The organism is Rahnella victoriana (assembly GCF_004330295.1).
Taxonomy (GTDB): domain Bacteria; phylum Pseudomonadota; class Gammaproteobacteria; order Enterobacterales; family Enterobacteriaceae; genus Rahnella; species Rahnella victoriana.
In genome coordinates, this window is sequence record NZ_SJOJ01000009.1 from 129,890 (window position 1) to 143,170 (window position 13,281).

The window sequence follows — 13,281 nt, forward strand, 5'->3', positions numbered from 1 at the left end:
GCTTCTACGCAGTATAGATAACCAAAAACATAACACAGGGAAAAGAACCGAAGGGGGCGAGAAAGGCGGTTTCCCGCCTTTTAGGAAATGATGTAGAAAGAAATCAATTGCATGCCAGGACTTTAATCGCGAGTCCGCCGGTTGAGGTTTCACGGTATTTTGAGTTCATGTCTTTGCCGGTTTCGTACATGGTTTCGATAACTTTATCGAGACAGACGCGCGGTTCGCTGGTGCGGCGCAGCGCCATGCGCGAGGCATTCACTGCTTTCACCGCTGAAATCGCGTTACGCTCGATGCACGGGACCTGTACCTGTCCGGCAAGCGGATCACAGGTCAGGCCGAGGTGATGTTCCATGGCAATTTCTGCGGCCATAAATACCTGCGCGGTGCTGCCGCCCAGCAGTTCCGTCAGACCGGCGGCGGCCATGGAACAGGCCACGCCGACTTCGCCCTGACAACCGACTTCTGCGCCGGAAATCGAGGCGTTCATTTTGAACAGAATGCCGACGGCGCCGGACGCCAGGAAGAAACGGCTGTAGGAATCAGGGCTGATCGGACGGATAAACTGATCGTAGTACGTCAGCACGGCCGGAATGATGCCGCACGCGCCATTGGTCGGCGCAGTGACCACACGGCCACCCGCCGCGTTTTCTTCGTTCACCGCCATCGCATACATGTTGATCCAGTCGACGACGCCCATCGGATCGACATTATTTTTATCCTGCGTTACCAGAATGCGACGCAATGCGGCGGCGCGGCGGTTGATTTTCATCGGCCCCGGCAGCAGACCTTCGGTGTGAATGCCGCGCGTGATCCCTTCACTCATCACGTTCCAGATGGCCGCAAAGTGGTCGCTGATTTCTGCCCGCGTATGGCCCGCCAGTTCGTTTTGCAGCATCAGGGCGGAAAGCGACAGACCGGTATCGGTGCAATGTTTTTGCAAATCACTGGCCGAACGGAACGGGTACGGGCGCACGACAGGATTTTCATCCTGCATGCCAAACTTGCTGGCTTCGACAATAAAGCCGCCGCCAATGGAATAGTAGGTTTGCGTGTACAGCAGTTCGTCGCCGTTGAACGCGCTGATTGTCATGCCGTTTTCGTGCAGAGGCAGATTAGTAAAATGGAAATTCATGCCGGACCCGGCCGGGAAATCCACTTCTCTGGCGCCCTTGCCTAACATCAGACGTCCGGTATTTTCCACATTGCGGATAAACGCCGGGATCGCATCGATATCCACGTCGTCCGGCATATTGCCCGCCAGCCCCATGATGATCGCCAGATCGGTATGGTGGCCTTTACCGGTCAGCGACAGTGATCCGTAAACATCGACCGCCACGCGGGTCGTTTGGGTAATATGGCCGGAAGAGATAAGTTCATCAGTGAATATTTTCCCGGCTTTCATCGGGCCGACAGTATGCGAACTGGATGGACCAATACCGATTTTGAAAATATCGAAGACGCTGATCATGGTGGGCACTCCATGTGAAGTAAATGACGGGCAGAATAAAGAACAAAACGGAGGAAAGCAGAGCGGGAATGACCCCGCTCATTTTATTAAATAATATTAATTATTAACCAATCAGACTAAATACAATCGCTGACATGGCAATCAGACCCATAATCACCACGAACACATTGCTGATATGGCCGCTGTATTTTTTCATCGCCGGCACTTTATGGATGGCATACATTGGCATCAGGAATAACAGCATCGCAATAATCGGGCCGCCCAGCGTTTCAATCATCCCCAGAATACTTGGATTCAGGGTTGCCACTAACCAGGTGGTTAATAACATAAAGATGCCGGTATAACGGTTCAGCGTGGGCAGGGCAATTTTCTTACCTTTGCTGCGCAGGGATTTAATCACCATACCGTTGAAACCTTCACGCGCACCGAGATAATGGCCGAGGAAAGATTTGGTAATGGCAATAAAGGCAATAAACGGCGCGATATATTCAATCACCGGATTGGAGAAGTGGTTCGCCAAATAAGACAGGATAGACACGTTCTGCGCTTTGGCTTCCATCAGGTCGGCCGGAGACAGGCTCAGGACACAGCTGAAAACAAAGAACATTACGGTGATCACCATCATGATGTGGCTGAATGCCAGAATGCGCGAACATTTTTTCTCTGCCTCATCGCCGTATTCTTTGCGTTTTGCCACCGCAAAAGAAGAGATGATTGGCGAGTGGTTAAACGAGAACACCATCACCGGGATCACCAGCCACAGCGTCATCAGCATACCGTGACCCACGCCGTTACCGGACAGGGAGACGTTTTCAAACACCGACGCATTCCAGTTAGGAATAAGGTACAGCGCCAGCGCCATCAGCACGGCCACAAACGGGAACACCAGAATACTCATCGCTTTAACGATCATATCCTGACCAAAATGCACCAGCGTCATTAAACCGAGGATCAGGATCAATGACAGCAAGGCACGCGGTGGCGCATTCATATGCATCTGGTGAGTAATAAAGCTTTCGACGGTATTGGTGATCGCCACGCTGTACACCAGCAGGATCGGATAAATCGCGAAGAAATAAAGCAGGGTAATTAATTTACCGGCTGAAATACCGAAATGCTCTTCCACCACTTCGGTAATATCTTCACCGGCATTTTTACCCGATAAAACAAAACGGGTTAATCCGCGGTGCGCGAAGAATGTCATCGGGAAGGCGAGAATGGCCATAATAATTAACGGTATTAACCCCCCGATACCGGCATTAATAGGAAGGAAGAGAACACCTGCACCAATTGCCGTTCCATATAAGCCTAACATCCACATGGTGTCAGTTTTGCGCCAGGAACTTACCGATTTTCCAGACAGCGTCCCGATTGTTGTATTATCCATGATTCCTCAGTACCTGATTATTAAAATAAGTCCGTTTCCCCAGAATGGTTGATGTTTTTTTACTGCACCCGTCATCGAAAAAACCATCCTGACGGCTAAAACATACCATTAATGCGGGCATGATACCTATCGGCAGCATAAAAATCTGGCTAACAGCGTGGCTTTGAGATCATGGTCACGAATATCCCTAAAATGTGGTCTGATATTCCTTTAAATTCCAATCCATTAACATTTCCTGCAATTTAAATTCATCAAATAGTGATTACGGTAACATTTATTTTTTGTCATATTTTGTTATCGCCGTGACTATTATTTTAATAACGGTTGAAATACCAGCAATGTGTATTATTTATCGTCGGCATGCTTAAAACAGTGCTGTTTAAAAAGCATTCAATTGTCATCCTGAATCCATTAGCGATCCTTCAGGATGCGCAGTTTTCCTGACTTGTGTAAAAAAATCGGCACAGCGCGGCAGAAGTAGCGGGGCAAAAAACTTTTTATTGACGCTTTCAGAAGTATTGCCGATAAAGTTATTCTTATTCCGGAGAAACACTTTCAACGGAAGAAACACAGAGCGACTCAATGGGAAAAGCCCGATCACCTTTTTGCCCGTCAGTAAAAAACCTTATCCGCCGTTTAGTGAAGGCAGCGTACGGTTTTGCGCTGCTGATGTTGCTGCTGGTCGCCCCGCTGACGCAGGGCATCGCGGAAACCGGTGATGCCCCGACCAACGCCGCTGTCGCGCAGACCGTTAACGGCATCCTCAGCTATTCACGCTGGCCGGGCGGTACCGCGTCCCAGGCGCTGACACTTTGTATTATCCCGCCGGTGAAATACGCCGCGCAGCTCACACCCGATGGCAGTGCCTTCACCGGCCGGCCGCTTAAAGTCCTGACGCTTCCTTTCGACAGCCCGCTGCTGACGCAGTGTGATGCCCTTTATTCCGGCAGCACGACGGCGGAACAGCAGAACGATTTGCATCAGCGTCTGGAAGGCCACGCCATTTTAACCATCGGTGAGCAGGATGATGCCTGTGCATTACTGAACGCTTTTTGTCTGGTGATCACACCCGTTCATACCGGATTCAAACTGAATCTGGACACGCTGTCACGCAGCGGGGTGCGGGTGAATCCTGCCGTATTACAACTTGCCAGGGAAAAGGAGTGACCATGGAAAATAAAATTCCTGTTCCTGACACAGAGCCGCCGCGCCAGCGCCCGACGCTGAGTGCCGCGCTGAACAGAATCCATGTGATTGTGATTTTGACCGCCATTGGTCTGGCCGGGTTTTTACTGACCCTGCTGGCGCTGATCGCCCTTCGCTCTCACGCGGAAAGTAATCTGCAACTGACGGCGCGCGCCATCAGTTACACCACCGAAGCCGCGCTGGTGTTTAACGACCCCGCCGCCGCCCATGATTCGCTGGAGTTCATCGCCAGAAGAGGGGATTTCACTCAGGCCAAAATTCTGACGCCTGCCGGTGCGACCTTTACGGAATGGTCGCGCCCGGTGAACAGCAACTGGGATAAGCTCGGCCAGTTCGTCGGACACCTTGCCTTCCCGGAGCCAATCACCCTGCCGGTGAACCATTCCGGATCGCTTATTGGCACCGTGTGGCTGGCGGGTAATGGCGGCAGCCTGATCGGCTTCCTGCTGGAAACCGTGCTCAGTCTGCTCGGCTGTCTGGTGCTGACCGCGCTGGTCGCGCTGTATTTTTCCCGCCGGATGCAAAAAGGCATTGTCGATGCCCTCGGCCACATTACCCGCGTCACGCACGACGTCAGCGCCAACCGTTCGTTTAATTTGCGCGTACCTTCCGCGCCGATTGTCGAACTGCACACGCTGAGTCAGGACTTCAACAGCCTGCTGACCGAGCTGGAAGCCTGGGAAAACCACATGCGTAATGAGAACGTCTCGCTGACTCAAAAAGCATTGCATGATGGATTGACCGGACTGCATAATCGCGCGTTTTTCATTGATACGCTCAATCAATGCTTCAACCCGATGCGCCCGGCACTTTCACTGGCGCTGCTGTTTATTGATGTCGATAACTTCAAAGAGATCAACGACTCGCTGGGTCATGCTGCCGGTGACCGCGTGCTGATGGTGATTGGCGAACGGCTGGCGAAAACGCTGCGCAAAGGCGATGTGCTGGCCCGTCTGGGTGGCGATGAGTTTGCGATCCTGCTTGAGCCGATGATTTCCACCGCCGAAGCGGTCGCCTTTGCCGAACGCATTGTTGAGATCATGAAAACACCCGTCATCCTGCTCAATAACAAGACGCTGGATGTGTCTCTCAGTATCGGTATCGCGCTCTCGCCTTCTCAGGCCAGCAACGCGAAAGAGTTACTGGATAAGGCCGATGAGGCCATGTACCGCTCGAAAAAAATTTCCGGCAGTTGCTGGCACGTCTCTTCAGGCATGCCGCTTCCTGTCGTGATGAAAGACTAAAAGGAATTAATGACCATGAATACCTGCAACACGTTCAAGACCTGGTGTCAGTTCGCCGCTATGGGGCTGTGCATTCTGCTGCTGGCCGCCTGTCAGACCAAACCGGCGGGATTAACCCCGGAGCAGATCGCGGTGCTGCAAAAAAACGGCTTCTCACAGACTGACGCAGGCTGGGAACTGGGGCTGGATGCCAAAGTGTTGTTTGGCAACAATCAGGCGACGTTGTCGGCAGAGAGTCAGCAGTCGGTGGAAAAACTGGCCGGTGAACTGCTGCATGTCGGCCTGAATAAAGTCAACCTCGACGGCCATACCGACAACTACGGCGACGCCGGTTACAACCGGGATCTGTCGCTGCGCCGCGCCGATACGGTCGCCGCCGCGTTTGCTGAGGCCGGCATGCCGCGCGCCAATATCCATACCCGTGGATTAGGTCAGAGCCAGCCGGTGGCCAGCAATAAAACCCAGGCCGGACGCGCCCAGAACCGCCGGGTGTCTGTGATTATTGTGGTGTAAGTTACAACAATCCCACCAGATGCAGCGCCGCCTTGCAGTTATCCGTTCTGCGCCAGGCCAGCGCGATTTGCGTCGTTAACGTCTGCCCCGCCAGGGGCAGACAACGCACATGGGTTTCATCGATTTTACTCAGCGACGCAGGCACCAGCGCGTAACCAAATCCTGTCGCCACCATACTCAGCGCCGAGGTAATTTGCGGGCATTGCTGCCCGTAGCGCGGGGAGAATCCGGCCTCCGCACAGGCTTGTGTCACGGCATCATAAAGCCCCGGCGATAAATCGCGGGGAAAGGTGATCAGCGTATCGTGGCGCAACGCCGCCAGCCGGACGTCTTTCCCCTGACTGAGCGGATGTTTCTTCGGCAACGCCACCATCATTTCTTCGATATCCAGCACCTTGTAACTGAACTCTTTACTGCGCTCACAAGGCAGACGGATAAACGCCGCGTCGAGCGCGCCCTCGCTCATTGCCGTCATCAGCCCCGCCATGTCCTTTTCCTGTGGCTCCAGCACCATGCCCGGATACTTGTCGCGAAAGCGGTGCAGCAACGCAAACACCTGCGGATTAAACGCCGTCGAGGTCGCAAAGCCGATACGCAGCGTGCCGTTCATGCCGCGGGCCACGGCACGCGTTCTTTCCAGGGCGGTATCGGTCAGTTTGATGATGGTTCGTGCGTCGTCGTACAGCACTTTTCCGGCTTCGGTCAGCTCAACGCCGCGCGTCAGACGTTTGAGTAAAGGGGTGCCGACTTCGTGTTCGAGCCGCTGGATTTGCTGACTCAGGGGAGGCTGGGAGATCCCCAGTTGTTCGGCAGCACGGGTGAAGTGGCCCGTCTCTGCTACCGCGACAAAATAGCGCAGATGACGAAGTTCCATATCAAAAACGTCTCAAAGTGAACACCTCCTCATATTGGAACTCCGGGCAGAATGGCGTCAACCTTTAGTTAGCAAAGTTAACTATTCGAACGGAGTTCCTGCATGAAAAGCCATTCTGAGTCCTGCTCCTGCGTCGCCGATATTGCCCGCACGGCGACCGCGTTTAAACATCAGCACCCTGACCGCGTGCTTTACCAGTCGTCACTGATGAGCGCCCTGCTGAGCGGCGTCTACGAAGGCGATACCACGATGGCGGACCTGCTGGAACACGGCGATTTTGGTCTCGGCACCTTTAACCATCTCGACGGCGAACTGATCGCCTTCAACAGCAATATCTTTCAGCTGCGCGGCGACGGCAGCGCCCGCCGTGCAACACCGGAACAAAAAACGCCGTTCGCCGTCATGACATTCTTTAACCCGACGAATGAATACGTGATTGACCGGCCGCACAGCCGCGGGCAAATCCACGAGGTGATCGACGCCGCCGTCGCCAGCCAGAACACCTTCTGCGCGCTGCGCATTGATGGCGAGTTCAGCCGCGTCGAGACCCGTACCGTGCCGGAACAGCACCGTCCGTATAAACCGATGCAGGAGGCCATTGAGGCGCAGCCGACCTTTCATATCGAACACAGCCACGGCGTGCTGATTGGTTTCCTGACCCCCGCGTATATGCAGGGCATCAATGTGGCGGGTTATCACGAACACTTTATCAATCAGCAACGCAGCAGCGGCGGCCATGTGCTGGATTATCAGGTTGAGCGCGGCGTGCTGACCTTCGGCACGGTCGAAAAGCTGTTGATCGACTTCCCGCAGGACAGTGATTTCCTGCACGCCAATTTAAGTCCTGATGATTTAAATGATGCGATTCAGTCAGTTGAAAGTTAACAGACCGCAGACAGAAGGATGAAAACCATGAAAAATTCAGACAGCCAACGTGAATGGACATGCGGTGCGGATCTGGTCGTCGCGCAGCTTGAAGCCCAGGGCGTCAGACATGTATTCGGCATTCCCGGCGCCAAAATAGACCGCGTGTTTGATTCGCTGGTCGATTCCCACATCAAAACGATTCCGGTGCGCCACGAAGCCAACGCCGCCTTTATGGCCGGTGCCGTGGGCCGCCTGACCGGCAAAGCAGGCGTCGCGTTGGTCACGTCCGGCCCCGGCTGTTCGAACCTGATCACCGGCGTCGCCACCGCGACATCCGAAGGCGATCCGCTGGTCGCGCTCGGCGGTGCAGTAAAACGCGCCGACCACGTAAAACAGGTGCACCAGACCATGGACACCGTCGCGATGTTCCGCCCGGTCACCAAGTATTCCGCCGAAGTCACCTCGCCTTCTGCGCTGGCCGAAGTGCTGGCGAACGGCTTTCGCGCCGCCGAGTTTGGCCGTCCCGGCGCGGCCTTTATCAGCCTGCCGATGGATATCGTCAACGAACCGGCCAGCGGCAAATTACTCACCTCGCCACCGCCGGTACTGGGCAGCGCGCCGCACGAGGCGATATTGCAGGTCGCCCAGTTACTGAAACAGGCCAAAAATCCGGTGCTGCTGCTCGGCCTGATGGCCAGCCAGCCGCGCAACGCCGAAGCCATCCGCCGCCTGCTGCATAAAAGCGATCTGCCGGTCACCAGCACCTATCAGGCGGCAGGCGTTATCGATCAGGCGTCTTTCCACCGCTTTGCCGGTCGCGTCGGTCTGTTCAATAATCAGGCCGGTGACCGCCTGCTGCGCAACGCGGATCTGGTGATCACCATCGGTTACAGCCCGGTCGAGTATGAACCGGCGCAATGGAGTAACGGCAGCGCCGAACTGGTGCACATCGACGTGATGCCCGCCGAGACCGACAGCGACTACCTGCCGGACGTCGAGCTGGTGGGCGACATTGCCGACACCCTGGATTTGCTGACGGAGCAGATCCCGCAGCGCATCGACCTGAGCGCCTCTGCCATCGCGATCCTCGAAGATCGCCGCCAGCAACGTGAACTGCTGGATCAGAAAGGCCGCAGCCTGCATCAGTTTGCGATCCACCCGCTGCGTCTGGTGCGCGCGATGCAGGACATCGTCAACAGCGACGTGACGCTGTGTGTCGATATGGGCAGTTTTCACATCTGGATCGCCCGTTACCTTTACAGCTTCCGCGCCCGTCAGGTACTGATTTCCAACGGTCAGCAAACCATGGGCGTCGCACTGCCGTGGGCGATCGGTGCCGCGCTGGTCGATCCCGGCCGCAAAGTGGTTTCGGTATCCGGCGACGGCGGTTTTATGCAATCAAGCATGGAACTGGAAACCGCCGTACGTCTGGGCGTCAACCTGCTGCACATCATCTGGGTCGATGAGGCCTACAATATGGTGGCAATCCAGGAACAGAAAAAATACCAGCGCACCTCCGGCATCCAGTTCGGCCCGATTGATTTCAAAGCCTACGCCGACGCCTTCGGTGCCAAAGGTTTTGCCGTCACCTCCGCCGAAACACTCGAAAGCACCCTCCGCGCCGCCATGGACGTACAAGGCCCCGCCGTCGTCGCCGTCCCGGTGGATTACAGCGATAACGCGTTATTGATGGGACAGCTGGAGATGGGGCGGATTTTTTAGGGGTGAATAATTTTACTGAGGCGCAGAAATGCGCCTCTTTATATTCACTCTATTGATTTTTAAGATGTGTTTTGAGTTCTTCAATCGACAAGGCTGGTTCTCGTCTATGCAACATGGCGTGGCAATTGGGACACACAGGCCGTAAATCTTTCACGGGGTCGACCTCATAAGCTTTTCTAATTTCACCCAATGGTTTGAGATGATGCACATGGATGAAATTTTTACCTAAAGCTCCGTAAACCTTCTCAAATTCAAATCCGCAAACTACACATACATATCCGTAATAGTCGATGCATTTCTGTCGAGCTTGAGGGTCACGTTCATAGGCATTGATCGTGATAGTTTTGACCGAACCTTCTATGAACTTCTCTGGCTCAGACACCTCTTCTGGTAGAGATGCTGGAACTTGTGCATTTGAAAATGACCACAACACTTCAACAGGTTGCGTCTCTTTAATGATCTTCGGTGTTCCTAACCCCACGAAAGTAAAAGGTTCTCTGTCATGCGAGCGATAGAACACAAAAACCTCGCTGCCAGTTGCAAGCAAGTTAATAATGGATTTTTGACCAAGGTGAGATTTTGATTTTCCATGCCACAATAAATCTTCATCGATAAAATGATTACCATGATCATCACCGGTTCGCCCCGCCCCCCCTACAGTACAAAAAATAAAATACCGTCCTTCATATACGCGATATCCGGTGAGCCATTCTCCTTTTTGCTTTTCTAAAGGCACTTCACAAATCCGATAAACATCAGCCCTTGTGTATTTCTCTCCTACTACGAAATCGTAACTCGGCATGCTCAATCCTTAGCGTCGGCTCGCTAGTAATAAAATATTTCCCCATAGGTTCTAGGAATTATTTTATCGATTGATCATTCTAATGAATATTAGAAAGATGAATTATATGATTCCATCCCATTTCATCCCTTTCCCAAGACACCTCGCAAAACTGAAAACTGCTTAAAAATTCCGCTTACTGTACAAATCCTCAAGTATTAGACTCTCTTAGCTGCGGCAAAATCCGCAGCCGGAATTGGCGTTCCGACATCCCAATGGTGCTTGAGCTCGCGTAAATAGCGTCTCTCATTTGGCACAGCGTCTGCTCACCTTTATTATGGTGACTCGGGCGAGGCAACCGTAAGGTTGGCCGGTAACATTGGGATCGGTACGCCAACTTCGCCCGAGCTACCACCAGGGTTTGGCGTCTCTGTTGGTGGCGTGAATTGCACCCAATGGAGTAACTAAAATGGAAAATGTCTTCGCAATTACATGCTGTTCAATCACCTCCGCACCGGAGGCCTACAATGCCTAACCTTTACGACAATACCCCGCTGGAACTGGAAGAGATCGTCGATCACTGCCGTGCGTTGTCTTATGCCATTGTGTCGCTGGATAATCCGCAGGCGAAAGATCTGCTGAGCTATATTCTGTGCGAACGGCTGGACGTGCTGTATCAGTCGCTGGAAATGCCATTCAGCGATGATGATGTCGTGGATATAGAAGTGGCGGAACCTCTGACGCACTAAGCGGATTTGCAGACATAAAAAAGCCAGCGCAGATGCGCTGGCCTGAGGATCCACGAGGCGTGTGAATTAGAAATCGTAGAAGACGGTCACCCAGGTGGCGTCTGCTTCGTCGTCGGTGGTATGCGCTAAGGTGCGTTCCACGTAAACGGACAGGCCGTAACCGATGGTGGTACCCGCGCCCAGATAAACGTGGTTCGCGTGGTATTCTTCGCCGCCTTTCAGTTGCAGGGAATCGGCTGCAACGTATGGCTGGATAGATTTCAGGAACGGTTTGTCGATATTAAAGGTATAACCGACGAACCCTTCCACACCGTAACCGCTGCCTGCGAAGTAGTGTTCGACAGGATTTTCACGGGTGCTTGGCACGAAATCTTTGTAATAGCTGCCGGTACCGACGATGTACCAGTTATTTGGCTGCCAGGTTAATGCTGTACCGGACAACTGCTGATGATAATCTTTTTCATTATATTGATTATCTTTAACAGTGGCGTCGGTCAGGCTGTAAGCCGCACTCCAGACTAAATCTTTGGTGAGTTTATAATCGAAGCCCAAACCACCACCGTTATTACGGCGATAATGCTGCCCTTCACCCGCCTGAATTTCATCTTCCGGCAACAGGTAGTTGGCGTATAACGTCACAGGACCAAAGTCATTGGTATATTTCAGGCTGCTTTTCGGCTTATTCGCGCCATCATAGCTGCCGTTAATACCAATACCGGTACCGCCCGCATGACCATCGTTATCCCAGACGTCACTTTTAATCCCGACGACGGAATAATAAATACCGTACTGGTGACCGTAGGTTAATGTCCCGTAGCGGTCGTCTTTAAAGCCCGCATATAACTGACGCTGCGTATCGCGCTGACCCCCTTCCGGATAATGATCATTCATACCCAGCAGGTTCGCCATGTCCACACCCAGCTCGTAGTAAGCGATGATGGAGGTGTCTTGCGTCAGTTTATAATCACCACGGAAGCGGAAACGGGTGCCGCCATCGTGACCATTTTTATAATAGCCAGGCTCCGGGCCGTTATTGAAAATCCACTCAGGACGAATACTCCCGCCTACCTGCAAACTCAGCGGTGCCAGCAAAGAATTACTCTGAGGATTTTTATCTAAAACAGTAATCTCGGCTTGCGCACTGGCTGATAACGCCGACAGCACGACGCCGCCAATTAACATTGACGCTTTTAAATTGCTCATTATTACCCTGTCTTTATTATTTATGTGATGTGTGTGCGGTCTTGCGCCGCGTATAAATAATTAACATAGGTATGTCGGGGGACAAAGTGAAAAATCAGAAAGTTCCCTATAAGAGAAAAATATATTTAGGATGATTATTAGACAAAGAGATTTTTAAATGTAACTCACGGAAACGAATTGTGTATTATTGCGCAAATAATTATCAACCTGACGGGTAATTAATCTATTGTCAATCATCGGGGCGTTCACATTGAAATATTTAATAACAATTGTCTCTGCAAAATAGCATCAATAAGTAAATCGTGCCAGCGTGATAATTACATAACGTGACAACCACTGCGTTTCATTAGTTATAATTTGAGTTAATTTTAATTCGTCAGAATAATATCTGGCAAACACTGTTATTAATTAACCAAATTCATTTTTTATCTCATGAATACCGTTCTGGTGGGTAATATCGCCGATCGTCAGTGAGAAATTTGCGAGACATCTTCCAGATCTGACAACAAACCACTGTAAATAAACACAGGCTATTTCTTTGATTCACGAACAGGCATAGAGTTTTCTCCGCAGCGGCAATCACCCCGCCAGTACCGGGGGCCTCGACTCACTGACAATGGAATGACTTGTATGACTGATTCAGATAACAACACCGCGTTTACCACCAACTCCATCACCGTCTTTCGCTCGCTTATGGCCGGGCTGGATTTCAGTCAATTAGAGGAGGCGCAGTTATACGATCTGAATGCGCTGGCTTCAGAGTCGGCCGATGGCTTGTGTCAGGGGTTGTTGTGCTTAAGCGAAGGGCTGGAGAACAGCGAGATAGTGCCCCCGGAAGGCATTGCGCAGGTGAGTGCTTACCTGAAAGCCTCCGCTCATCTGCTGCCTGTACTTTTTGAATTAAGCGAGCAGGCAAACTGCGGGCTAGCCAAAACCAAAAAGTTTACGGTGTATCCGATGAACTGACCAAAGTATCAGCCATCGCCGGAGATATCGCTGACATCGTATTCGCGATATCTCCGGCGCAACCCTTAATGACATTCTGGTCGCGGGATGAAGAAAGTCCCTCAGTTCGTCGATCGGTAATAACGATCAGTTCTTAGTTATTGATCTATCAAAACGATTATCTTTTACCCGCGTACTCTGGTTATCCTTGGCTTTCCTTGACGCGGGATAAGGTGCTTATATTACGTACGGCTGTTGATGCAGTCGGGGCTTATTTCGTCCTGAAAACAACATTTGCATAATGCCGTTCCTGAGAGAT

General features: G+C 52.2%; 12 protein-coding genes. 7 read left to right on the forward strand and 5 right to left on the reverse strand.

The window, feature by feature from the left end; all coding sequences use genetic code 11:
• Positions 1–103: 103 nt before the first annotated feature.
• Both EYY67_RS09730 and EYY67_RS09735 read right to left on the reverse strand, forming a co-directional pair.
• The gene (locus EYY67_RS09730) at positions 104–1,471 is read right to left on the reverse strand and encodes an L-serine ammonia-lyase (RefSeq protein ID WP_095924546.1); all 1,368 of its coding nucleotides are present in this window, start codon (positions 1,469–1,471) and stop codon (positions 104–106) included.
• A 103-nt stretch (positions 1,472–1,574) separates the two neighbouring features.
• Entirely contained in the window at positions 1,575–2,858 is a 1,284-nt protein-coding gene (locus EYY67_RS09735; protein WP_095924545.1) for an HAAAP family serine/threonine permease, read from the reverse strand.
• A gap of 582 nt (positions 2,859–3,440) precedes the next feature.
• Here EYY67_RS09735 and yfiR point away from each other — a divergent pair.
• Genes yfiR through yfiB form a run of 3 tightly spaced genes read left to right on the forward strand, consistent with a single transcriptional unit; the run spans position 3,441 to position 5,821 of the window.
• Entirely contained in the window at positions 3,441–4,025 is a 585-nt protein-coding gene (gene yfiR, locus EYY67_RS09740) for a regulatory sequestration protein YfiR (RefSeq protein WP_229920920.1), read from the forward strand.
• A 2-nt stretch (positions 4,026–4,027) separates the two neighbouring features.
• Positions 4,028–5,308, forward strand: coding sequence for a diguanylate cyclase DgcN/YfiN (gene dgcN, locus EYY67_RS09745; RefSeq protein WP_095924544.1), 1,281 nt, complete (start codon positions 4,028–4,030; stop codon positions 5,306–5,308).
• A 15-nt stretch (positions 5,309–5,323) separates the two neighbouring features.
• Positions 5,324–5,821 (forward strand): outer membrane lipoprotein YfiB, encoded by a 498-nt coding sequence (gene yfiB / locus EYY67_RS09750; RefSeq protein ID WP_095925272.1) that lies wholly within the window; start codon positions 5,324–5,326, stop codon positions 5,819–5,821.
• A 1-nt stretch (position 5,822) separates the two neighbouring features.
• Here the strand turns inward: yfiB and EYY67_RS09755 are convergent, their stop codons facing one another.
• Entirely contained in the window at positions 5,823–6,695 is an 873-nt protein-coding gene (locus EYY67_RS09755; RefSeq protein ID WP_095924543.1) for a LysR family transcriptional regulator, read from the reverse strand.
• Positions 6,696–6,797: 102 nt separating this feature from the next.
• Here EYY67_RS09755 and budA point away from each other — a divergent pair, with 102 nt between their 5' ends.
• Positions 6,798–7,580: an acetolactate decarboxylase gene (gene budA, locus EYY67_RS09760; protein WP_095924542.1), complete on the forward strand. Its 783-nt coding sequence runs from the start codon at positions 6,798–6,800 to the stop codon at positions 7,578–7,580.
• 27 nt (positions 7,581–7,607) lie between these two features.
• A complete protein-coding gene (gene alsS, locus EYY67_RS09765; RefSeq protein WP_131693401.1) occupies positions 7,608–9,284 on the forward strand; it encodes an acetolactate synthase AlsS in 1,677 nt (558 codons plus the stop codon).
• Positions 9,285–9,333: 49 nt separating this feature from the next.
• On the opposite strand, the gene EYY67_RS09770 is transcribed toward alsS, so the two are convergent.
• Positions 9,334–10,086: an HNH endonuclease gene (locus tag EYY67_RS09770; protein ID WP_242675595.1), complete on the reverse strand. Its 753-nt coding sequence runs from the start codon at positions 10,084–10,086 to the stop codon at positions 9,334–9,336.
• A gap of 506 nt (positions 10,087–10,592) precedes the next feature.
• Between EYY67_RS09770 and EYY67_RS09775 the strand changes: the two genes are divergently transcribed.
• Entirely contained in the window at positions 10,593–10,814 is a 222-nt protein-coding gene (locus EYY67_RS09775) for a hypothetical protein (protein ID WP_095924539.1), read from the forward strand.
• 66 nt (positions 10,815–10,880) lie between these two features.
• On the opposite strand, the gene EYY67_RS09780 is transcribed toward EYY67_RS09775, so the two are convergent.
• Positions 10,881–12,017, reverse strand: coding sequence for a porin (locus EYY67_RS09780; RefSeq protein ID WP_095924538.1), 1,137 nt, complete (start codon positions 12,015–12,017; stop codon positions 10,881–10,883).
• A gap of 630 nt (positions 12,018–12,647) precedes the next feature.
• Here EYY67_RS09780 and EYY67_RS09785 point away from each other — a divergent pair.
• A complete protein-coding gene (locus tag EYY67_RS09785; protein WP_095924537.1) occupies positions 12,648–12,983 on the forward strand; it encodes a hypothetical protein in 336 nt (111 codons plus the stop codon).
• Positions 12,984–13,281: the final 298 nt, after the last annotated feature.